The 21,284-nt window shown below is 42.3% G+C and carries 23 protein-coding genes; 5 read left to right on the forward strand and 18 right to left on the reverse strand.

The genetic code is table 11. The features are described 5' to 3' along the window. From COV43_08490 to COV43_08515, 6 genes are all read right to left on the reverse strand, one after another. Positions 1-755: hypothetical protein (locus COV43_08490; protein ID PIR24769.1), on the reverse strand; the 755-nt coding region annotated here is incomplete at its 3' end. After that, on the reverse strand, positions 755-1,801 hold the full coding sequence (locus COV43_08495; GenBank protein ID PIR24770.1) for a hypothetical protein: 1,047 nt from the start codon (positions 1,799-1,801) through the stop codon (positions 755-757). The genes COV43_08495 and COV43_08490, both read right to left, overlap by 1 nt. Positions 1,802-2,154: 353 nt before the next feature. Next, on the reverse strand, positions 2,155-3,261 hold the full coding sequence (locus COV43_08500; protein ID PIR24771.1) for a beta-N-acetylhexosaminidase: 1,107 nt from the start codon (positions 3,259-3,261) through the stop codon (positions 2,155-2,157). Positions 3,262-3,367: 106 nt separating this feature from the next. Then, positions 3,368-4,186, reverse strand: a complete 819-nt coding sequence (locus COV43_08505; GenBank protein PIR24772.1) for a peptide ABC transporter permease — start codon at positions 4,184-4,186, stop codon at positions 3,368-3,370. Then, positions 4,186-5,106: a glutathione ABC transporter permease GsiC gene (locus tag COV43_08510; protein PIR24773.1), complete on the reverse strand. Its 921-nt coding sequence runs from the start codon at positions 5,104-5,106 to the stop codon at positions 4,186-4,188. Before COV43_08510 ends, COV43_08505 begins: the two co-directional genes overlap by 1 nt. A 1-nt stretch (position 5,107) precedes the next feature. Further along, positions 5,108-6,661, reverse strand: coding sequence for a hypothetical protein (locus tag COV43_08515; GenBank protein PIR24774.1), 1,554 nt, complete (start codon positions 6,659-6,661; stop codon positions 5,108-5,110). An 87-nt stretch (positions 6,662-6,748) separates the two neighbouring features. Between COV43_08515 and dacB the strand changes: the two genes are divergently transcribed. Genes dacB through COV43_08530 form a run of 3 tightly spaced genes read left to right on the forward strand, consistent with a single transcriptional unit; the run spans position 6,749 to position 10,261 of the window. Continuing rightward, positions 6,749-8,212: a D-alanyl-D-alanine carboxypeptidase/D-alanyl-D-alanine-endopeptidase gene (gene dacB, locus COV43_08520; protein PIR24775.1), complete on the forward strand. Its 1,464-nt coding sequence runs from the start codon at positions 6,749-6,751 to the stop codon at positions 8,210-8,212. A gap of 1 nt (position 8,213) precedes the next feature. Then, positions 8,214-9,896: a hypothetical protein gene (locus tag COV43_08525; protein PIR24776.1), complete on the forward strand. Its 1,683-nt coding sequence runs from the start codon at positions 8,214-8,216 to the stop codon at positions 9,894-9,896. Positions 9,897-9,940: 44 nt separating this feature from the next. Continuing rightward, positions 9,941-10,261 (forward strand): hypothetical protein, encoded by a 321-nt coding sequence (locus COV43_08530; GenBank protein ID PIR24777.1) that lies wholly within the window; start codon positions 9,941-9,943, stop codon positions 10,259-10,261. 20 nt (positions 10,262-10,281) lie between these two features. Here COV43_08530 and COV43_08535 read toward each other — a convergent pair whose 3' ends face one another. From COV43_08535 to COV43_08545, 3 genes are read right to left on the reverse strand one after another with little or no spacing between them, the layout of a single operon-like run. Next, a complete protein-coding gene (locus COV43_08535; protein PIR24778.1) occupies positions 10,282-12,732 on the reverse strand; it encodes a DNA internalization-related competence protein ComEC/Rec2 in 2,451 nt (816 codons plus the stop codon). Then, positions 12,638-13,105, reverse strand: a complete 468-nt coding sequence (locus COV43_08540) for a hypothetical protein (GenBank protein PIR24779.1) — start codon at positions 13,103-13,105, stop codon at positions 12,638-12,640. Before COV43_08540 ends, COV43_08535 begins: the two co-directional genes overlap by 95 nt. Then, entirely contained in the window at positions 13,106-13,528 is a 423-nt protein-coding gene (locus tag COV43_08545; GenBank protein PIR24780.1) for a hypothetical protein, read from the reverse strand. A 59-nt stretch (positions 13,529-13,587) separates the two neighbouring features. On the opposite strand from COV43_08545, the gene COV43_08550 reads away from it, so the two are divergent. Together COV43_08550 and COV43_08555 are read left to right on the forward strand one after the other, a co-directional pair. Next, positions 13,588-13,854, forward strand: coding sequence for a hypothetical protein (locus COV43_08550; protein ID PIR24781.1), 267 nt, complete (start codon positions 13,588-13,590; stop codon positions 13,852-13,854). Beyond that, positions 13,835-15,310, forward strand: coding sequence for a hypothetical protein (locus COV43_08555; protein PIR24782.1), 1,476 nt, complete (start codon positions 13,835-13,837; stop codon positions 15,308-15,310). The genes COV43_08550 and COV43_08555 overlap by 20 nt, the downstream gene beginning before the upstream one ends. Before the next feature lie 7 nt (positions 15,311-15,317). Here COV43_08555 and COV43_08560 read toward each other — a convergent pair whose 3' ends face one another. From COV43_08560 to COV43_08600, 9 genes are all read right to left on the reverse strand, one after another. Further along, complete coding sequence (locus tag COV43_08560) at positions 15,318-15,968, reverse strand: thymidine kinase (protein ID PIR24783.1); 651 nt, start codon at positions 15,966-15,968, stop codon at positions 15,318-15,320. A 34-nt stretch (positions 15,969-16,002) separates the two neighbouring features. Beyond that, the gene (locus COV43_08565; GenBank protein ID PIR24784.1) at positions 16,003-17,283 is read right to left on the reverse strand and encodes a NupC/NupG family nucleoside CNT transporter; all 1,281 of its coding nucleotides are present in this window, start codon (positions 17,281-17,283) and stop codon (positions 16,003-16,005) included. 26 nt (positions 17,284-17,309) lie between these two features. Then, on the reverse strand, positions 17,310-18,122 hold the full coding sequence (locus tag COV43_08570; GenBank protein ID PIR24785.1) for a uridine phosphorylase: 813 nt from the start codon (positions 18,120-18,122) through the stop codon (positions 17,310-17,312). A 116-nt stretch (positions 18,123-18,238) separates the two neighbouring features. Further along, positions 18,239-18,832, reverse strand: coding sequence for a ribonuclease HII (locus tag COV43_08575; GenBank protein ID PIR24804.1), 594 nt, complete (start codon positions 18,830-18,832; stop codon positions 18,239-18,241). A gap of 9 nt (positions 18,833-18,841) precedes the next feature. Continuing rightward, on the reverse strand, positions 18,842-19,264 hold the full coding sequence (locus tag COV43_08580) for a 50S ribosomal protein L19 (protein PIR24786.1): 423 nt from the start codon (positions 19,262-19,264) through the stop codon (positions 18,842-18,844). Positions 19,265-19,397: 133 nt separating this feature from the next. Further along, positions 19,398-20,135, reverse strand: coding sequence for a tRNA (guanosine(37)-N1)-methyltransferase TrmD (locus COV43_08585; protein PIR24787.1), 738 nt, complete (start codon positions 20,133-20,135; stop codon positions 19,398-19,400). Next, positions 20,125-20,655, reverse strand: coding sequence for a 16S rRNA processing protein RimM (rimM, locus tag COV43_08590; protein PIR24788.1), 531 nt, complete (start codon positions 20,653-20,655; stop codon positions 20,125-20,127). The genes COV43_08585 and rimM overlap by 11 nt, the downstream gene beginning before the upstream one ends. A gap of 86 nt (positions 20,656-20,741) precedes the next feature. Continuing rightward, positions 20,742-20,972 carry an RNA-binding protein gene (locus tag COV43_08595; protein PIR24805.1) on the reverse strand — a complete coding sequence of 77 codons (231 nt, stop codon included), beginning with the start codon at positions 20,970-20,972 and terminating at the stop codon, positions 20,742-20,744. A gap of 37 nt (positions 20,973-21,009) precedes the next feature. Then, positions 21,010-21,249 carry a 30S ribosomal protein S16 gene (locus tag COV43_08600; protein PIR24789.1) on the reverse strand — a complete coding sequence of 80 codons (240 nt, stop codon included), beginning with the start codon at positions 21,247-21,249 and terminating at the stop codon, positions 21,010-21,012. Positions 21,250-21,284 lie beyond the last annotated feature (35 nt).

Below are 21,284 nucleotides of genomic sequence, written 5' to 3' on the forward strand. Positions count from 1 at the left end.
ACATCCTCAGGATTATTAATGGTGATAAATTCATCGGCTACATTCTCCACACTCGCCGCATCATGGGCAATACCTTTTGCTTCATCAGCACTCTTGCCTTCCATTTTTTCAGCAACAAAGCTTGCGAAGTCATGCGCCCAAGTTGGATTGTTTCTTTTGTCTGGGACTGCATCCGTGAGCTTTTTCAAGTTTGCATCTAAATCGGCAGACTTTAACTTCAAGGCTTGAAGAAGGTCTGTTAGATCTTTACCAGTGTAACCTTTAGCTGTAAGTTGCTTTTTTGCATCAGCAACAACTCTGTCACTTAGCCCAGCAGCTTTTCCTCCGCCTACTTTTTCAAATCGGCTTGGTGATTCGGAACCTGCGTCGTAGCCTCCACCGCCGTAGCTTGCTGGTGTAGCTGTGTTTGCTGGTGTTTGAGCACTTGGCTCTGGCTTTAAAATTTTAATGCCGGCAAGTCTGAAATTGCCTAAGACATTGCGTACATCGTTTGTAAAACGTCCTGCGTTTTTGATGGTGTTTGCAATGGCGTTTTGGTTTACATCACCAATAAGTCCGCGCAAAAATGCACTTCCGTGAAAGCCTGCAGAATTTCCAAAATAACTTCGAGCACCACCCCAAAGGGTTTCGCCACCGCCCAAAGAAAATGCTCTGTCTTGCACATTTTCAAATCCAGCCGCATCGCGAGCTAAGTTTAAAAAGGCTTGATCAAACGATGGAGCTCCATATCCATACTGTTGTGATAAATAAGTCATTAGGCGAATATCCCTCCGTAAATGTTTTTCAACATTTTTTCTAACTCTGATCCGTCGCTCTCTTCACCGGGAAGCGCTGCATAGCGCTGGCTAAGTGCAACAAGACCTAAGTTGAGTTTTGTTTCTTCAGGTGATGCAATATTTGGAAGCGTTGGGCGTGGTCGCAAAACTAAACGCGAAAATTCTAGCCCCGCTTTATGACTATGCTCTTCCGCTTTTGAAGCAGGATTAAAGACAAGCAAAGATTCTTCTGCGGCTAATTCTGTAACGTGCTCTTCGCCACCTTGCGATGAAACTCCAGTGCCAAGGCTGCCAAGCGCACCACCACTTGCTTTGTGGGCATGTCCTGCTCTTCCACCCTTTGCTGAAGCTTGAGTTTCTTCTTTATCTTTATCACTTTTCTTTTCTGTTTTGGTTTCAGTTTGAGCTTTTGGAGCTTCGCGAGGAGCAAGCGTTGCTGCAAGTTGCCCCGCAGCTTTTGTTGCTGCAGCTTGTGCGCTTGCAGCTGGCGTTTTTGTAGCATCAGCGACTGGCTTTTGAAGCGGTGCTTCTTTCGTTGGTAATGCCGCAGCATTTGGTGCTGGAGCTTTCGGCCCCACAAAAGCAGAGGCAACAAGCGGTGCTTGTGCAGCCACGTTTGCTTGTGGCGTTTTAGTTGGTGCTGTTCTCGCGCTCGAAGCAAAGTTCTGAAATTCTTGAGCCGGATTTCGAGTGGCTGGCTCATAGCTTTGCTGCGGCGCTTTTGGTGTTGAAGCTAAAGCTTTACTTGAACTTGGTTTGGCTCCAATCGCTGGTTTTTTTAGACCCTCTTTTGTCGGCGCAGTTTTGTGATCACCCTCGCCTCTGATATTGCTTTTTGGACTGGCAGCTTGCTGCCCGGTTTGAGGAGAAGCCGGCTTGGCAGAACCCTGTAACAGCGCTTTCAAACCTTTAAGCGTCTGATCTTTAGAAGCCTGATCCGCTGTTTTTTTATCTGCCTCATTTTTAGCGTGCAGCCTTGAAGCAGCACCTACATTTGGAGGAGTAATGTTCTTATCTATCGCCATGTCTTTTCCTTATATAAGCAGACCTGGAGCATAGGCTCCCAGCAGTGCTTACCCTCTAGAGTGCAATGCAAATGCCAAGACCGCTAGTGGCGAGCACTTCATATCTATTTGATATTGTTATGTATTTTTTAGTGATTTTAAAGAGAGGTGGGCAAAAAATACTCCGAGCAACACCCTTCTGGGGTCTAAAAACCTCAGAGAAACAGATCCGGTTGTGATGAAGGAAACGGGAGAGGCGAGGTAATATTCTCCCCTCTTAGATTAAGAGGGGCTGGGGGAGTTATGTTTTTTAGAGTGCAAAAACAATAACCCCACCTAACCTCCCCTTAATCTAAGGGGAGGGAAGAAAAGCATTAAAACGACATGCTTTTTCGGATGCGCAGCTTCGCCCCACCCTGAAGTGGATCGTGCGCTTCAATACGTTTGCACAATTCGCGATGCTCTTTGCAGCCAATCACGTTCAAGTCTTGTGGACGTTGTTTCACATAATGTTTTTTCAGCATCGCAATGCGCTCTTGCTTTTGCTTTACTTCAGCAGCAGGAATTTCGCCCGCAGCAAGGGCTGCATCAAGGCGTTTCAAGCAAGCTTTTTGTACTGTAATATCGCCGCGAAGCAAGGCAATGTCACAACCAGCATACAACGCCCGCACGGCAACATCGGGAACTTCACCCACACTTTGCAACGCCTTCATGCCTAAATCATCACTGACCACAAGGCCACCAAACTGAAATTCTTCGCGCAAGATTTTGGTGAGCACTTTTCTGCTGCACGTCATCATATGGTCTCTATCTAAAAGGGGAACCTTCAAGTGACCTGTCATTATCGACGGCAAACCCGCTGCAATAGCTTGTTTGAAGGGAATGAATTCACACACCTCAAAACGTTTTTTGGTATGAGAAAGCGTTGGCAAACTTAAGTGGCTGTCTTCGTTGCTATCGCCATGGCCGGGAAAGTGTTTTCCACATGACATTACGCCAGCGGCTTCTAAACCTTCGATGAACTTCACGCCAAGCTCAGCAACGCGATCTTGGTTTTCGCTAAAAGCTCTTTCGCCAATGATGGGATTAAACACGTTGGTACTCACATCCAAAACAGGCGCAAAGTTGTAGTTAATGCCACAGGCCGCAAGCTCTTCTCCCATAGCCTTTGCCGCCTGAAACACAATATCGTCACCTTCGGCCGAAGCAGCTTTGGCCAAAACAGAAAATGCTGGAAAATGTGTAAAGGGTTTTGAGGTCCGCACTACTTTTCCGCCTTCGTGATCGATGGCAATAAACAGCTTTCCATCAGCTGCAGCTTGGAGCTCTTCCGTTAAGCTTTTCACTTGTTTTGGAGAACTGATGTTTTCGGAAAAAAGTACCACCCCGGCCAAGTGCTGCTGGCGGAGAAGGTCTAAAAAATCGGCCTCTGGGCGTTTTCCCTTGAAACCAAACATGAAAAAATTTCCAGCTTTTTGCATTTTTTGCTCCTCATCAGTAATAGCGGCCGCAATCTGCCCCAGCAGGAAGAAGACGTCAAGACTTGGACCACAGATTTACCAGAAAGTGCCAGGCACTTTCTGGTAACTATTTTGTGTCGGGGACAAAACGGTCTCTTAGGCCATCGCCCAAAAAGTTGAAGGCCAGCACCACCAGCATGATGCAAAGGCCTGGGAAAAACGAAAGATGCGGAGCTATTAGCAAATACTGCGTGCCTTGGTCTAGCAGCGCGCCCCAACTTGGAGTGCCCGCGGGAACACCAAGGCCCAAAAAAGAAAGCGAAGACTCAATCATAATCACGCCGGCCATTCCAAAGCTGGCGTTAATTACAAGTGGGCCCAGCATGTTGGGCAAGAGGTCTTTGAAGGCGATGCGAGATTTGCTGGCACCAAGTGCGATGCTGGATTGCACATAAGCTTGCTCGCGCAAAGAGAGTGCCTGCCCGCGGATGAGCCTGGCGTAACTCACCCAGCCTTTCAGCGAAAGAATGAAGATCACATTTGAAATGGACGGCCGCAAAAAAGCAGCCACTGCAATGGCAAACAAAAAACTGGGAAACGCAAGAAAAACATCGGTGAGAAAGAGAATGGCATTATCAATTGGGCCACGGCAGAGCGCGCCGCACAAACCCAAAAGAGATCCAAGCACGAATGAAACAAGTGTCACCACCAACGCAATACCAAGTGAAACTCTGGCGCCATATAAAACCAACGTAAAAATATCTCGGCCCTCAAAATCACATCCAAACCAATGCGTAGTATTTGGGGAAAGAAAGGAATCGGAAAGATTGTAGTAATGAAGATCGAACGGAGAAAGCAAAGGAGCAAAAACAGCAAACACTGATAAAACAAGGATCAGCACAAGACCGAGGTAAAGATAAAATGCTTTATATTCAGTTTTTTTCATTACAAATTCACTCGCGGATCAATGACTTTATAAAAGCAATCGGTGATGGCGTTAATAAAGACATACAAAAACGAAATCACTAAAATGGTTCCTTGCACCACCGGATAATCTCGCCGGTTGATAGCATCTAAAAGTAAGGTACCCAGACCTGGCCACGCAAAAACTTTTTCGGTAATAATAGCACCGGCAAAAAGTGCGCCCAGCTGCAAACCTACAATAGTCACAATGGGATTAAGCGCGTTTCGCAAAATATGCTTGTACAAAATACGACGCTCCGAAACCCCTTTTGCACGCGCAGTAGTCACATAGTCTTTTTTCATTTCAGACAGCATTGTTGAACGTATCATTCGGGAAAGCATTGCTGCAAGCGCAGTTCCCAAGGTAATGGAAGGAAGCACAAAAGAAGCAAATCCTTCGCGGCCGGAAATGGGAAACCAGGAAAGCCAAAGTGAAAAAACAATAATCAACAATGGGCCTAACCAAAAATTGGGAATTGAAATACCAAGCAAAGAAAAAAACATGGCGGCACTATCTGCACACTTCCCTTTTTTTACCGCAGCTAATATTCCCAGCGGAAGTGAAATAAAAAGCGCTACTAACAGGGCAGAAAAACTTAAGCTTATGGTTGCCATAAAACGACTGCCAATATGAGCCAGCACCGTTTTGTGATCGTAGAGCGAGCGGCCCCAATCTCCGGTGACAAGCCCGCCTAGAAAATCGAAATACTGTTCATGCAAAGGCTTGTGTAAACCAAGCTGCACAATAAGGCTCTGCCTATCCGCACTTATAGCTTGCTCGCCCAAGATAAGATCTACAGGATCTCCGGGAATAGCGTGAAGAAGAAAAAAAACCAACGTTGAAACAGCAAGCAACACGGGAAGAAGTAAAAGCATGCGTTTGAGAAAATACCGAAAAACCATTTTAGTGTTTACCTGCCTGCTTTGTAAGTTCTGCCAGCATTTTAAAGCTAGCATCGGGGCTTAAGTGCACGCCTTCAATTGTATTCCAAAAAGCCACTACATTATCTTCATACCATAACGGAATCAGCGGAAGTTCAGTGAATAATATGCTTTGTGCTTCAAGATAATATTTTCTGCGCGCCTCAGGTGTTTGCGCTTTTCTTGCTGCGAGCAAAATGGGATCAAGCGCTTTGTTTTTGTATCTTCCTCGGTTCAAGCCTTCGGGAGGAAGATTTTTTGAGTAGAAAATGTCGTACAGTAAATCTGGCTCGGTTACGCCAACCCATTGCAAACTGTAGAGTTCAAAATTTCCTTTTTTGATGTCATCAAAAAATGTTCCCCATTCATACGACTGAACCGCAACCTCAACACCAATCTGGCCTAGCTGTCTGGCGATCATTTGCGCAATTTCAATACGCTCTTTTGAGCTTGAAGTTTTATACTGCAAGCTAAATCTGGGTTTTGGTCCATTTCCATCTGGATCTGGATAGCCTGCTTCATCTAACAAACGCATTGCTTCTTTTTGATCATACTGTATTTGAGGCAAATCTTTGTTATAGGCCCAGTTGGAAGGTGAAAGAATGGAATTTGCCTTTCGCGCATAGCCTTTTCGATAATGAACAATCAGCTCATCCCGATTAAGCGCAAGTGCAATGGCTTTTCTCACCTTTGTCTGCTTAAGAATGGGATTTTCTAGATTCATCCCTAAGTAAGAAACGGTAATGCCGAAATCTGAAAGCACATTTATGTTTTCCTTCTGTTTTACTTTTTCCAACAATACTGGAGGAACTCCATTTAAGGCAAGGTCAACATCGCCTTTCAAAAGCTTCAGCACCAGCAAGTTATCGTCTTTTAAAATATCAAAACGAATACCCGCATTTTTGGGAATGCCCTGAAAAGCTTGGGGAAAAGCTTTTAGCTCTACAAAGGCATCATCTTGCCATTGCACAAACTGGTATTGGCCAGTTCCAATGGGATGACGAGTAAAATCATCTTTGAGTTTCAGCACCTCTTCTTTGGGAACAATGCCTAAGGAAAGTGCCGTTAGGAAAGGCGCGTAGGGTTCTTGAAGTGAAATGGAAAATTCATACTTTCCTTCTTGCTGAATGGTTTTCACCTTTTCAAAAGCAGATTTAAACGGCGAAGCCACTTCATCCTTCAAAATGGAATTGTAGGTATAGAGCACATCATCGGCCGTAAGCTCTTTGCCATTATGGAAACGCACCTCTTTACGAAGGACAAAGTGGTATGTGTTTGAAGTTTTTTGCTGATAGCTCTCTAGCAAATCTGGCACCAGTTCAAGTTTTTCATTGAGGCGAAACAAGCCATTGAAGATTAATTTTGAAAGTTTAAATCCAGTTCCATCCGTTGCAAGGCGTGGATCGAGGTTGAGGGGAGGAGCTTTAATGGCAACGTGAAGCAAATGATCGGTGCGATTTCCTTTTTGGCAAGCTAAAGATGAAAAAATAATGAGCACTAGAAAACATTTCACAAAAACTGATTTCGCCTTAAACATTTTTCGCTCACTTTATGCTTAAAATTGACAGGCTTTCCTTGCCTGGGTATGCTACGGTTATAACGCACCTTCAAAGAAAGCAAGCTTATGTCTCGATCCTCATTTTTTTTCGTATTTCTTTTTCTTACCTTCACGTTCCCAACATTTTTTTCGTCTCTCGCCTCCGCAGAAAATATCCAACAAGCTCTTGAGCGAGAAATCAAAAACCCTGCTTTTTCTCCCCAGCAAACAGCCTTGGTGGTTGCAAAAGCCGAGACCGGAGAAAAAATTGCCGCCATTCATGCCGATGAACTTCTTTCGCCAGCATCAACCGCAAAAATTGTTACTACCGTTGCAACGCTTTCACTTTTGGGCCCTCAGTATACTCTTCCCACTTATTTTTACGCCGACCAGGCTCCTCGCCAGGGAAAAATCAAAAACCTTTACATCAAAGGAACCGGCGACCCTTTCATTGTCAACGAACAACTCTGGCGAATGGTTCACAACCTCGCAATAGCTGGGGTTGAAAGCATTGAAGGTGACATCATCATCGACAATAGTTTTTTTGACGCCTACGACTACCCTAGTTCTGGTCAAAACTCTATGCGTGCTTACGGAGCTCAAACAGCAGCTTTTTCTACCAACTTCAACTCCATTGCGCTGCATCTGTTTCCTACACAAAATAACGCACCAGCAAGAGTGATCATGGATCCTCCCATTCAAACCATTAAGCTTATCAACCGTGTAAAAACGGGGAAAAAATATACCATTCATTTTGATTCTATGGTTGCAAATGGCATCGAAACAATCACCATTTCAGGATCACTTCCTGCTTCGATGAAAAGAAAAACAATTTATCGAAGCGTTGCAAACCCACTTGCAGCAGCAGGTGGAACGCTGCTCTACTTTTTGGACCAACACGGAATAGAACATCGCGAACACATTCAAATTCGAAATGAGAAAGTTCCCGCATCTGCTAGTTTGATCTTGAAGGAAGAATCCAAATCGCTTTCCCTTTTGCTTCGTGACATGAATAAATTTTCAAATAATTTTGTTGCCGAACAACTCACCAAACATCTCGGTGCTGTAAAATATGGTTTTCCCGGCAGCACTGAAAAAGGCATCCGAGCAATGCACAGTTTTTTCACTGCGAAAAATATTCCTCTCGATGGCATGCAAGTGGAAAACGGTTCTGGGCTTTCCAACAAAACTCGCTTAACCGCCCGGCAACTTGTTTCTATGCTTGAAATAGCGTACCAGGATTTTTCTCTTCGCTCCGATTTAATGCAAAGCCTGTCGGTATTTGGCGTCGATGGCACTTTAAAACATTGGGGTGGAAATGAAGCGCATCCTCTCTATGGGCAGCTCAAGGCAAAAACAGGTACTCTTTCTGGCACAAGCGCACTAGCTGGTTTTGTTCCACTCAAAAATGGTGAGGTGGCCGTTTTTGCTCTAATTGCAAATGGATTTCGAAAAAGTATTTCACACGTGCATGATGCACAGCTCAGCATTGCTGAAAAAATAATGAATTCAAGTTTTTCTCTCTCAACGGCATCAGAAGAAATAAAATAAAATGAAACGAGAACAACTTATCATCAATATTTTACTGGGCCTTTGCATATGCTTTGGACTCTTAGCCCTCACCAGCTATTTATCCGAACGCATGAGCCATGCAAAAATGGCAGCTCCACGTTCACAAAAAGAAAAAACTGACGAAAAAACTTCGCTTGCGGATGTTATCGAACTTAATACTCCTGATACTGAAAAAAAAGAGCACCATTTTTTTTCTGAAGATGGTTTCATCGCTCGGTTTGTTCCTGAAAAAAATCCGCTTCAAGAACAAACCCCACATAAAGCTAGTGACTTAGAATCTTCAGTCTCTGACTTCACACCACAGGAATCACCCGAAGCTTTTCAGCGCTTTGTTCAAACGTATACCTTTCCTCTATCTTGGTTAAACACCTACACCCCTTCTGCAAAAGGAAGCCACAAAAGCCCCGACTGGACTGCAGTTCCGGATGGCTTAAAAACTGAAGTTACATTTTGGAAAGATATTTATGCACGATACACCAACCAAGAAGTGGTAATCCACGATTCAAAATATCTTGATATCATTTATACAACCCTCAATCTTGGCCCACTTTACAGCAAGACTGGCATTTCTGAACTTCAACGAGAAAATGAAATTGAAGACACAATAGAAGATGCGAAAAATAAGATTCGAGACTCACTTAAAAAATTGAGTTCCGTCACAAATGCAAGAGATCTTACTCCTGAAGAATGGACGCTTTGGAAATTATATAAAGATATTAATGAGGAAAATAAATTTGAAGCCGCCAGGACAAGAGTACGAGCACAAGCAGGGCTCAAAAATATTTTTAAGGAAGGCCTCGCGGCTTCAAGTGCTTATCTCGGAGAAATGGAAAATCTTTTTGAACAAGCAGGACTTCCTCCCGAACTCTCTCGACTTGTTTTTGTAGAATCTCTTTTCAACCTCAACGCACATTCATCTGCTGGTGCAAAAGGCGTTTGGCAGTTCATGGATGGAAGTGCAAAATTTTATAACCTTAAAAACAATCACCTCACTGATCAACGTCTTGATCCAATCTTGGCAACAAAAGCTGCCATCAAACTATTGAAAGACAACTTTGAAATGCTTGGCACCTGGCCAACTGCGATCAATGCTTACAATGCGGGCAGAGGGAGATTGCGTGAGGCAACACAAACCCTTGGCACACACGATATCACCAGAATCATAAAAGAATTTAAACACACAAAATTTGGCTTTGCTTCACGAAATTTCTTTCCTTCTTTTTTAGCTGCCTATGCAATTTGTGAAAATTATAGAGATTACTTTGGAAACGTGGAATTTTCTCCAGTGCTTTCGTTTGACCTCGTTGAAACTGACTACAACATTAAAGTTCCTGATGCGTCCTTGCTCAGCGCAATTACCTTGGCAGAGGTGAAAACTTTAAATCCGGCTTTGAAGCCTAAAGTTTTTTCAGGTGAATATTATTTACCTATGGGTTTTCCGCTTCGTCTTCCAAAGGGAAAAGGTGAACAATTTCTCAAGACGATTCCAAAAGTTCCATCAAGCCACCGAAAAGATATTGTCCACAAAGCAAAAGCTGGAGAAAGTTTAAAGGGAATTGCAAAGACCTACGGCATCAGCGAAGAAAGTTTGAAGCACGCCAATAAGAGCTTGGGCAAAATACAAGAAAACCAAGAAATTGTAATCCCTCGCAAGTTTCTCTAAATTGTGCCTTGCAGCGCTTTTCTTTCCTTGCTAGGCATAGGCCCATGAAAATTCTCGTCGCCCTTCTTCTTTGCCTGTGCGTTTCTTGCGCCTCTCTCACTCCAAGCAACAAAAGAGCTGAACATATCATCCACAGCTACTTCAAAGACTACGCCAAAAAATATCCCACTACTCCTTTTGGTGAAAAAGGTGTTGAAAAAGTTGAAATCATCTCGCAGAAACAACTGCGCAAAAATTACAGTGCTGCAGACGCTTATGTCTATTTGAAAACCGGCGATATCATCCAAGTTGATGCAACGTTACAAAAAAAAGCCATTATGTGGAAACTGCTTTCATGGGAAAATCCTTACAACGAAGAACAGTAATATCTTTCTCCTAAGCAGCTCTAATACACTGCTCTGAGTCCATGCTTTATTCTGGAAGTCGTCACTTCAATTTTTCTTCCATCTGTTTCAAGTTCAATCAAACCATCTTTGTCCGTTCCAAAAACAGTTGAAAACTTTCTCTGCAAACGCTGCATCACAAGTGGATTTGGCAAATGATAACGGTTTCCTTTTCCAACTGAAAGAAGTGCAATTTTTCCTTTAAAGGCATCTAAAAAGTTCTGAGACGAAGAGGTTTTACTTCCATGGTGAGCCACTTTGAACACATCGAAGGTTTTTCCTTCCAGCTTTGGAATGAGTTTTTTTTCAGTTCTTTTTTCGATGTCACCCGTGAAAAGCATTGCAACGTCTTTATACCGAAGCTCAGTTACAACTGAAGCATTGTTCTGGGTAGAAAATCTGTGCTCGTCGGATGGCGCCAAAGGACATAGGCTTATTTTTTTCTCTTCATAGCAGGCTGAATTTTCATTAACGGCCAGCATTGGAACATGATGCAGCTGAAGTTCGGCTTTAAGCCTTTTCCATTGTTCACTTTGAGGATTTGGTTCAAATCCATTCCACCAAAAAGTTTTAATGGAAAACAGCGGAAGTAAAGAATGAAAGCCAAACGCATGATCGTAGTCAGCATGAGTAAGCAGCGCAAGATCGAGAGAGCTTATTCCCTTTCTCCACAAGAGAGGCGCAATCACTTTTTGCCCTATTTCAAAAGAAGATCCCGTTAAGCCTCCAGCATCGATGAGCACAGACTTTCCGCCGGGAAGCTCAATCAGCATTGAATCACCTTGGCCAACATCAATTACGCTTACTTTTAGAGTTCTCTGAAAGGAATGAAAGAAAAAAGGAGCATAAAAAATGAAGCAAAAAAGAAAAGTAAAAAACAGAAAATGATTTTTTTTTCTTTTCCAAACGGGGAAGAAAAAAAGAAGAAGAACAAAATAGAGAGCAACAACACTCAAAGCACTTGGAGCACAGTGAAACACCAGACTTTTTGTATGCTCATAAAAAGAACTTGCTCCATGCAACACTCTTTCCAGAGAAAAGCTTGCAAACTTCAAAAAGAAAACTGAAAGACGTGCAAAAGGAAAGAAAATGAAAGCCGCCATTAAAAGTGGCAAAAGAAAGAAAGCAAAAAATGGAACCACAAAGAGATTACTTACTATTCCTAAAATACTCACGAAGTGAAAAGCGTAAGCCACAAGCGGAAGGGAAACGAGACTTGCCACACAAGTTAAAACAATAAATTGAACGAGCTTCCAGGTGTAGTATTTTTTCTGCACATCGGGAAAGAGAGATGAAATCAAGAGAAGCGCCCGAGGCATAAAAAGGATGATGCCGCCAACACTTAAAAACGAAAGCTGAAAAGAAAGATCAAACACTGAAAGTGGCCAGATGAAAACTATAATTAATGCCGAACATGAAAGTGTGGTCAGTAAATCTTGTTTCCTCAGTAAAAATTTACCAAGCACAAAACAACTGAGCATAATACCAGCTCTCACTGATGAAATGGGCATTCCCACAAAAACAATAAAAACCCATACACATAACAAAGCCAAGGGACTTACCAGTTTCCAGCGCGGAATATGAAGAAAAAAATCTCGAAACGGAAACAACAGAAGTGAAATCAACAAGGCCAACAAGAGAAAAATAAATCCAATGTGCAAACCTGAAATAGCAAGCACATGTGCAATACCCAATTCTGAAAAAATCTGCTTCGTGTCATCTTGAAGATCATTTTTTTCGCCCAAAAGAAGTGCCTTCATTATCGGAGCGCTTTGAGCTGAAGCCGTTTTCTCTATTCTTTTTTGCAAGGCGAGATAAGTTTTTTGAAAAATACTTTTTTCGCTTACTTCTATTTTTTTCAAAGTTTCATTTTTTGAAAAGGCAAGTGTCCCAATGTCTTTTGTAGAAAGATAAAGTGGATAATTGAACGAAGCCGGATTCTGAAAAGCGTTTGGCTTCTTAAAGCTAGCCTCGCCCTGCAAAACATCGCCGGGCTCATATTTCCCCGCTTCCGCAAAAATGAAAAGTTGGGTTTTGAAAGTTTGTTCAAATTCCGCACACGCCAACACTTCAGCAATATAGGAATCACCCTTCTCTCTTTTACGCGCCGCTTCCATCACAGAAAAGGTACAAACAGATTTCACACTGTCTTTACCTGCAAAGACATCTTCCAAGTGATGAATCTGCACATAACGTTGTTGCGTGCTAAAAAAACCAAGCGAAACGAGTGAAAAAACAAAAAGAGAAAGTGTGAAGCGTCTTCTGTGGCGACGAAGAAAAAAGGAAAGAGAAAAAAGAAGAAACAAAAGGAAAATGAAAAAAGGAAAAAAAGGTAAAAATGAAGGAAGAGAAAGAGAACTAAACTGCGCGAGGAGCACGAGACAAGTGCAACACACGAGCGGGCGAATGCTTAAGGGCTTTATCAATACTTTCAAGCTGCTGTGCAATGGCATCCTTCACTCCAGGCTTCACGTTAGCGCCAGAGTTTGGCTTTAGCAAGGAGGATAAGCGAGCTTTTGCACCTCTTAAAAATTTTTCCGCATTTAGTGTAGGATTTTCCGAATAGCGCCGAACAAGTTGCTCGTAATCAATTCCATTTACGGTTACTCCACCTGCTTTTTTCATAGCTGGATTTAAACCTGAAGAGATGTGAGAAAATGCTCTTCGCACATTTGATTCATCATCGTTATCAGCTGAAATAAAGGACGATTGATTTCTAGCCAGGTCATGGTGCTGTTGATGCTCTGGTGTAACGCGAGTTTGCGGGGAGGTACCGTTTTGTACCTTTGATGGCGAGACGAAAATATCTTTAATCGAAAATCCCATCTATTTTCTTTCCTTAAGGCTTTGGTGGAGAAAGACTCCTTCAGAAAGCTTATCGGCTAAGAGCCTCTCTAAAGTTGCTTCATAAGCAGGTAAAAGTGATTTTCCCCTCTTATCCCGCTTTAAAGCCGGGAAAACGGCATAAAGAGCCTCTTTCTCCTCGGGAAGTAAGTGGAGGTTCTGTAGGTTTCGACCACGAAAATACACTTCACCCTTCGCACGGTCGAAATGGATAGAGGCTACTTCAGAGCCCAACATGAAGGTGAAGGTAAAGCGGTCGCGGTAACAGGCCAGCATGCTGTCTGGCAGAAGGGGCGAAAAGTGATTTACCTTCCTTGCTCGCGATTCGTGTAAGGTCACTTTTTCTGCTTCGGCATTTTTGCTTTCGCGCTTTTCCAACCACTTTTGAAGTTCTTCTTTCACCACAGGGGCCTCCCTTAAAAAAAGTACCTACCCTCCTTTTTTGCAGCATTTGTGCCAAAGGCATGAGGATAAAAGCTTTGCTAACGGCTTGTTCTGTAAGCATTTTTCTGGGAAAGAAAATAGTGTGGAGAGAAAAAAATTCTCAATGTGAAAAGAAAGAAAAAAAAGAGAAAAGATTGACACTTCGAGTATCTTGCTGCTTATTGAATTTCATGAAGAAAATGTTTTGCGACTCTTCAGCTTCCCCTCACCTTGGCACTGTTTGCTGTGCATACTCAAAAAAACTTTTAGCATTTGAAAGCGAGGCCTATGGCAACAATCTCTGTTGAGAAAAATAAACTTATTCCCATTTTTATCAGCGAAGAACTGCTTGAAACACTCCCTGCCTCGTCACAAACTTTCTTAAATGAACTCGATACCAATCAAGATAACTATCTTGATGCCAGCGAACAAAGAGATTTTTTACAAAAATCTCTTGGCAATCTCAAACTGAGCACTCCACAACTTTGGATGAAAAAAAAGATATCTGCAGCAAAGTTGCTCACGCAATTGTATCAAGAGTGTAAAGTTTTCTTCGAGGAGGATCATTTTACCACGCAAGATATTTCTTTTCATCTTTCGTGGATGGAAAACACACAAGTTCTTTCCCTGCTTGTGTATTCCTTTTCTTCTTCTGATGCTGCAGCTTTAGCTCCATTTTTGGAACATTTTCCCAAACAAACAGCTTCTTTCATTCGTAATAACATCAATGAACGAGGAGAACAGTTTGCAACTTTAACACAGTCATTTGCAAAAATTTCTCCTCATAGCACCGAAAAATTTCTTCAAACACTTGGAAAAACTTATGATGGCGCTGAAAGAGCAATGACGCTGGTGAGTAGGCTTACTCCAAAAAAATGTATTGAACTTTTTTCTGAAATGCATCCCGCTTTGAATGCACAGATTCTTTTTCACTTACAACATGGTGACAAAAAACAACAGGAACTCGCTCGTTTTCTCCTTGATCAAACCCAATGGAATCGAGTTTTACTTCAAAACGAAGATGATCTGGGAAAGGCTGAAGAGATTGCAAAAAAACTTCTTCGCATCGATTCCTTTCTTGATCTTTTCTTTGATGTGCAAGATGTCAAAAAAAATGTAAGCGTTTTACCCACTCTTCATTCTGCAGCGCTATCAACTCTTTCTTCTTGGAAACCTAAGCAAAATGATGAGCACATGCTGATTCTTCTTAATGATGCAAAATTTTTCCCTGAATTTTCAGGAGCTGAAATTGCTGCAAACGAATTCACTCAAGATAATAGCCGAATAAAAATTTACGTGGACAGAACGGTTCAGCTTCCACCCAAAGAACCAACGCAGAAAAAATCTCCTTCTTTTTTTTCAGATCAGTTTATTGCTGAATCAATTCTCACAGAAGAAACTTATTTTGACTTAAAACCAGAAGTGCAATTAGGCGGAACCCTTGCGGCAAACAGCTTTGGTGTTTTAAGCTTTGCTATAAATGACGATACCGGAAGTAGTTATCTTCTTTTTTCTGACGATGTAAGAACCATTGAATTTGAGCTTGAATCAGGTAAGGCACTTCTTTTTGAAAGAGGTGAGCATCGGCCCTCGCTTATGATCGACTTTAGAAATCCTGAAAAGTCTTTTGGATATGATGGACCAACTTACAACATTGATCAATATGCAGAAGATCTTAAAAAACTTTACTATGAGATGTTAAGCAGCATTGAAGATAAATCTCTTCGATTTAGGTACACTGATTTCTTCAAGCAAGCTCTCTAAAAACTTTTTACAAACTCGCTTCAGCCTTTTTTACGAGCTCCGGCTCATGCTTCTTCTTTTTTGAAAGTGGAAGAGCTGGAACCGCGCGCTCAACACTCAAGTCTGGATCGAAGCATGCTCTGCAACGCGCTTCATAGGCTTCTCCGGAGCCTACCACAACTGTGCCTTGGTCGGTTGTAAGACGTTGTGTTTTGGAAGCAAGCCCACCGCATACTTTGCAAATAGCTTTTAATTTGAGCACTGATTCAGCAAGCGCCAAAAGTGTTGGCATACTTCCAAAAGGCCTGCCTTTGTAATCTTGATCTAAGCCAGCAAGAATAACTCGAAGTCCGCGATTGGCTAACTTCACGGCAACATCAGCAATTTCCTCACTATAAAATTGAGCCTCGTCGATGCCAACCACTCTCGTGTTGTCGTGAATTTTATCTAAGATTTCTTTTGCGGTGGAGACGGGTTCACACTCGAAACGTTGTGCACTGTGAGACATAATGTAAGCTTCATCATAACGATCATCAATAACAGGTTTAAAAATTTGAACCCTTTGCTTTGCAATTTGAACAAGCTTTAAGCGGCGAATCAATTCTTCAGTTTTCCCCGAAAACATTGGGCCACAAACCACTTCAATCCAACCTGAATATCTTCCTTGATGTGCAAACATACATTCCCCCGTTTTTAAAAATGAAAAACTTTACTTACGATACCAAAATCCCCGCTATGCAGGCGGTGATGCAGGAAACAACAGCTCCTCCTAGCATCGCCCTAAAAGCAAGTTTTGCAAAATCAGTTCTTCGTTCTGGCGCAAGTGCCGACAAACCACCGATCTGAATACCAATTGAAGCAAAGTTTGCAAATCCACAAAGCATGTAGGTAGACATGATCTGAGCTTTTTGGGAAATAAGGCCACCTTTGATAAGAGGTGCAAGTTGAGAATACGCTACAAATTCGTTCACAGAAAGCTTGATGCCTAAAAGATTTCCCACTTCATAAACATCCGCCATGGGAACTCCCATCAAATAAGCAAGTGGCGAAAAGATGGTTCCAAAAAAAGTTTTCAAACTTCCTGGAAAAAATCCAGAATATTCTCCGCTGCTTAAAACTGCTCCCCCAAAAAGATTCCCGTCGATCAGTCTGTCTAAAACAAGGAGAATTTTATCTGCAAGTGCAATCAACGTAATGAACGCCACCAACATGGCAGCAACATTGAGTGCCAGATGCAAACCATCGTGCACTCCTTTGGAAGCTGCATCTAATAAATTTGAGCCTCCATCAACATGAGGAACTTTAATCACACCCTGCGTTTCCGACACTTCAGTTTCAGGGTACAAAATTTTTGCAATCATCAAAGAAGCTGGAGCAGCCATAACTGAGGCAATCAAAATATGCTGCGCAGGAATTCCCATCCCAATATAGCCAGCCATTACACTCCCAGCGATGGTTCCAAAACCGCCAACCATTATGGCGTGAAGCTCCGACTTGGTGCAGCTATTTAAAAACGGACGAACCAAAAGTGGCGCTTCGGTTTGACCAAGAAAAATGTTGGCCGAGCATGAAAGTGATTCTGCGCCGGATGTTTTCATGAGCTTACTCATCGTCCAGGCAAACACTTGAACAATTCGTTGCATCACCCCAAGGTAATAAAGGATGCCCATAAACGAGGCGAAGAAAATGATGATGGGGAGCACACGAAAGGCAAACTGAAAACCAAAAGTATCCATCATTTCGGGATTTACTAAATTACCAAAAAGAAAACTGGTTCCTTGATCGGTGAGAAAAAGAAAACTGGTTACCTTTGCTGCAACAATTTGAATAAAATGATTTCCAGCTTCCCACTTAAAAAGCAAAATTCCTAAAAAAAACTGGAGGGACAAACCAACTAAAACCGTTCGATAATTTATTTTTCTTCTGTTATTTGAAAACAAAAACGTAAGGCCTAGCAAAACAATAATTCCTACAAATCCAATTAGTCGATCCATTATGCCTCCGTATCAGTCGTTTGTTTTCACATTCCTAGTGATGGGAACCAATGCTGATGTTTTTTCTTTGCTTGGTCCATTTTATGAAGTTGCAAAATTGCTTCGAGCCCTGTTTCAATACATCTTTTTTCTGCCAAGTCTTTTGTTTCGGTGTCAATAAACACATCTTTGTGGCGATTTGCATAAACAGCACACACAGCACCAGTGCGAAAACCACGATAAGTGCCAAGCGTAAACCAGCACGATGCTTCCATTTCCAAATTTGATACATTCATTGCATCTAATTCTGCCGGAAGATTTTGATTGCGCGGAGTAAAACCTGGAACGGCGCGGCCTTGTGATCCATAAAAACCAGATGCTGTTGCCGTAACTCCTAGATGATGGGGAAGCGAAAGTTTATTGGCAGCTTCAAGCAATGCCAAAACACATTCGTAATGCGCTACAGCAGGATAACCTTGAACTACATAGGAAGTAGAAGTATTTTCCAAGCGAACCGCAGAAGTAGAAATAACAAGGTCGGCAAGCTCAATACCTTTTTTGAGGCTTCCCGATGAACCAATGCGAATGACAGTTGGATGCTCCACAATTTGGCAAAGTTCAACACATGCAATTTCGGTATTATCTGGCCCCATCCCCGTTGCCATCACACTGAGAGGCACACCTTTGTACACACCAGTAAACGTAAGGTATTCTCGCGAAGCACGTTCGCACGTTACAGTATCAAAATAAGTGGAAACACGCCTGGCGCGATCGGGTTCACCCGTAACTAAAATGAAAGGAGCTAGTTCTCCAGGCGCAAGCCCGATATGATATTGGCGCCCTTCTTTGGTTGAAACCATCTGAGCTGATTTATACGTAACCACAAGCCCTCCAAAAAGTTGCGTTTTTGTAATATGCCTTTTTCAAAGATGCAATAAGGAAAGCGGCAAGAATATTCCTTCTGCACAACAAGTCTTTATTCCACTCCCTTAAAAGATTTACGATGAAGCGGACTGGCTCCGTGCACAGATAATTCTTCATAATGTTTTTTTGTGCCGTAACCCTTATGTGATAGAAAAGAGAATTCAGGATAATCCGCTTGAGATGCAACCATAAGGTGATCTCTGCTCACCTTCGCCAAAATTGATGCTGCGGCAATGCACGGAGACAAATCATCACCTTTGACAATGGCTTTTTGGGGAAGTTTCACATCGGCAAGAGTAAATATTCCATCGATCAACAGATATTCTGGCGAAAGGCTTAACGTGGCTAATGCAATGCTCATGGCCTTTAGCGAGGCGCGGTGAATATTAATGCGATCCACCTCTTCAGCCGAGACACTCGCCACAGAAAAAGAAAGAGCCTGTGAACAAATCTGTTCGTACAGGCTCTCTCGTTGTTTTCCACTTAATTTTTTTGAATCTCTTAGCCCTACAATGCAATGTTCTTGAGGCAAAATGCACGCGGCTGCTACCACCGGACCTGCTATACAACCTCTTCCCACTTCATCAAGGCCTGCTACATATCGGAAACCTTGCGCGTATATTTCGGTTTCGGGAAAGGGGTGCAAAGCCAAGGCTTACGCCTCTGCTCCTGATGTTGCTTCCACTTCTTCTACAGCATTGTCTTCATCTGCGAAGACAAGACCTTCTAAGTTGTCCAAGCGTTTTTCTCTGATTCTTGCAGCTTTACCGCGAAGATCGCGAAGATAGAAGAGTTTAGAACGACGTACACGACCACGATTTACGAACTCAAGTTTTTCAATCAATGGTGAGTGAACCGAAAACACACGCTCAACCCCAACACCAAAAGAAATTTTTCTTACAGTAATAGTAGAGAGAGAACCTGCTCGTCGGCGGGAAATAACAACACCTTCATATACCTGAGTACGTTGCTTATCCCCTTCTTTGATTTTGCAGTGAACCCGAACGGTATCGCCAGGTCTTAGATCTGGAGTTCCAGGTCTAAGGTTTTCTTGTTTTAATTTTTCTAAAATATGCATAGTGACCTCAATACTCCTGCTGAAACGAAAGAGTGGGCAGCTTCTAATGTCTTCCCACAAAGATGTCAACAGATTTAGGCAAAAGCCCACACTTCCCATTTCTTGCGCCAAAAACTACGTAAGCGCTTGATATTTATTGATTTTTCTTCTTCGTTTCTAGAGCCTGCAAAAGGCTTTTTTCTTCTTCTGAAAGCTGCTGGCCAGAAAGCAGGTCTTTGCGATTTTTCCACGTCTTCCGCAGTGATTCTTTCCTTCTCCATACCTCAATTTTTTTATGGTCTCCTTCAAGCAAAACATCCGGCACCAAAAGCCCTCGGTATTCCCGGGGTTTTGTATAGTGGGGATGCTCAAGAAGACCCGACGAAAAAGATTCTTCTTCCACTGAAGCAATGTTTCCAAGAACACCCGGAATAAGTCTTGTTACTGCATCAACAAGTGCCATCGCAGGAATTTCACCGCCTGAAAGAATAAAATCGCCAAGAGAAATTTCCTCATCCACCACAAGCTTTATGGCTCTTTCATCAACACCCTCATAGCGCCCGCAAATCAGCACCAACTGGTCAAAAGAACTGAGTTCGTTTGCCTTGGCTTGAGTCAATTGCTTGCCTCGAGGTGAAAGCAAAATCACTTTTCTTTTTTCCATTTTGGGAAGTGATTCCACTGCTTTTACCAAAGGATCTGGCATCATTACCATTCCAGCGCCGCCACCATAAGGAGTATCATCTACTTTGTGGTGTTTGTTTTCTGAAAAATCTCGAATGTTATGCAAATGATATTCAACACAGTTTTTCTCTTGAGCACGTTTTAGAATGGACTCGGAGAAAACAGATTCAAACATTTCCGGAAACAAGGTTAAAAGATCAAAGCGCATTTTTATCCTTTTCAGATTCGAACAATCCGGGAAGTTCATGAACAATCATTTCACCTTTTTTCACGTCTACCTTTAGTACAATGTCTTTCACGGCTGGAATTAAATATTCACTCCCAGCTTTTGCTCCATCAGGTAAAATTTCGTAGATATCATTTGATCCCGTGTTAAAAATATTGGTGAGAACGCCTAGTTTTTTTCCTTGCTCATTCAACACCTGCATTCCCAAAAGCTGGTACGAGTAGTACTCATCTGTTTCCAATGAAGGCAGCAAATCCTCTGGTAGATAGAGTTTGGTGTTGGTAAGTTTTTTCGCATCTTCTGGAGAAGTAATTTCTTGGAAAGCAATAATGCATTTACTTCCACCAGAACTTAAGCTCTTCACCGAAAGCGTTTTATATCCATCTTTTTCTTCACCATAAATATCATCCCCAGATGACAATGGTGGAAGATCATTGTTCCAAAACACAACCAGCTCACCTCGTACACCAAAAGGCCTGCCCAATTTTCCACAGAAAATCATTTTTTGTTTTTTCTGACTCAAGTTGAACTCCAAAAAAAAATCCCCACAAAACGATTGAGGGGATTTGAGAAAAAAGAAAAAAATTCTTATTCAAGAATTTCAAGAACTGAGCGTTTACGAATCTTTGTTGAAGCCGCGCTGAGAATGGTTCTGAGTGATCTCGCTGTGCGTCCCTCTTTGCCGATGATCTTTCCCAAATCTTCTTTTGCAACTCTGAGTTCAACAACTGTTGTTTGCTCACCTTCAACTTCTGTCACTTCTACAGCTTCAGGCTTATCTACTAAAGCTTTTGCCATCGTCTCTACTAACTGTTTCATTGATCCTGACATCTTTAGTACCTCAAAAACGAACGCCTTAAGACGCTCTTTTTAAAAGTTGTGAAACGGTGTCTGTTGTTGTTGCACCTTGAGACAACCAGTAGTTAACACGATCTTTATTGATGACAAGACCTTCAGCCTCAGGAGTGTGAGGATTATAGGTTCCAAGCACTTCAATAAATCTGCCATCTCTTGGCTTTTCTTTGTGCGCCACTACAATGCGGTAAACCGCTTTATGAGTTCTTCCACCTCTTGTTAAACGAATTCTTGCTGACATACTTTTATCCTCTCTTAAGCTTTTTTCCTTAAAAA

It is taken from the genome of Deltaproteobacteria bacterium CG11_big_fil_rev_8_21_14_0_20_42_23, assembly GCA_002796345.1.
Lineage (GTDB): Bacteria > UBA10199 > UBA10199 > 2-02-FULL-44-16 > 2-02-FULL-44-16 > 1-14-0-20-42-23.

What these genes read in the sequence shown, in the direction of transcription:
- COV43_08555 (PIR24782.1), top strand. Translation starts at nt 13,835, where the DNA reads ATGGCAACAATCTCTGTTGAGAAAAATAAACTTATTCCCATTTTTATC.
- COV43_08500 (PIR24771.1), bottom strand. Translation starts at nt 3,261, where the DNA reads ATGCAAAAAGCTGGAAATTTTTTCATGTTTGGTTTCAAGGGAAAACGC.
- COV43_08505 (PIR24772.1), bottom strand. Translation starts at nt 4,186, where the DNA reads ATGAAAAAAACTGAATATAAAGCATTTTATCTTTACCTCGGTCTTGTG.
- COV43_08570 (PIR24785.1), bottom strand. Translation starts at nt 18,122, where the DNA reads ATGGTTTCAACCAAAGAAGGGCGCCAATATCATATCGGGCTTGCGCCT.
- COV43_08530 (PIR24777.1), top strand. Translation starts at nt 9,941, where the DNA reads ATGAAAATTCTCGTCGCCCTTCTTCTTTGCCTGTGCGTTTCTTGCGCC.
- COV43_08580 (PIR24786.1), bottom strand. Translation starts at nt 19,264, where the DNA reads ATGCATATTTTAGAAAAATTAAAACAAGAAAACCTTAGACCTGGAACT.
- COV43_08600 (PIR24789.1), bottom strand. Translation starts at nt 21,249, where the DNA reads ATGTCAGCAAGAATTCGTTTAACAAGAGGTGGAAGAACTCATAAAGCG.
- dacB (PIR24775.1), top strand. Translation starts at nt 6,749, where the DNA reads ATGTCTCGATCCTCATTTTTTTTCGTATTTCTTTTTCTTACCTTCACG.
- COV43_08515 (PIR24774.1), bottom strand. Translation starts at nt 6,661, where the DNA reads ATGTTTAAGGCGAAATCAGTTTTTGTGAAATGTTTTCTAGTGCTCATT.
- COV43_08565 (PIR24784.1), bottom strand. Translation starts at nt 17,283, where the DNA reads ATGGATCGACTAATTGGATTTGTAGGAATTATTGTTTTGCTAGGCCTT.
- COV43_08550 (PIR24781.1), top strand. Translation starts at nt 13,588, where the DNA reads ATGAGGATAAAAGCTTTGCTAACGGCTTGTTCTGTAAGCATTTTTCTG.
- COV43_08535 (PIR24778.1), bottom strand. Translation starts at nt 12,732, where the DNA reads ATGCCATTGCACAGCAGCTTGAAAGTATTGATAAAGCCCTTAAGCATT.
- COV43_08560 (PIR24783.1), bottom strand. Translation starts at nt 15,968, where the DNA reads ATGTTTGCACATCAAGGAAGATATTCAGGTTGGATTGAAGTGGTTTGT.
- rimM (PIR24788.1), bottom strand. Translation starts at nt 20,655, where the DNA reads ATGATTTTCTGTGGAAAATTGGGCAGGCCTTTTGGTGTACGAGGTGAG.
- COV43_08585 (PIR24787.1), bottom strand. Translation starts at nt 20,135, where the DNA reads ATGCGCTTTGATCTTTTAACCTTGTTTCCGGAAATGTTTGAATCTGTT.
- COV43_08540 (PIR24779.1), bottom strand. Translation starts at nt 13,105, where the DNA reads ATGGGATTTTCGATTAAAGATATTTTCGTCTCGCCATCAAAGGTACAA.
- COV43_08595 (PIR24805.1), bottom strand. Translation starts at nt 20,972, where the DNA reads ATGAAACAGTTAGTAGAGACGATGGCAAAAGCTTTAGTAGATAAGCCT.
- COV43_08525 (PIR24776.1), top strand. Translation starts at nt 8,214, where the DNA reads ATGAAACGAGAACAACTTATCATCAATATTTTACTGGGCCTTTGCATA.
- COV43_08495 (PIR24770.1), bottom strand. Translation starts at nt 1,801, where the DNA reads ATGGCGATAGATAAGAACATTACTCCTCCAAATGTAGGTGCTGCTTCA.
- COV43_08510 (PIR24773.1), bottom strand. Translation starts at nt 5,106, where the DNA reads ATGGTTTTTCGGTATTTTCTCAAACGCATGCTTTTACTTCTTCCCGTG.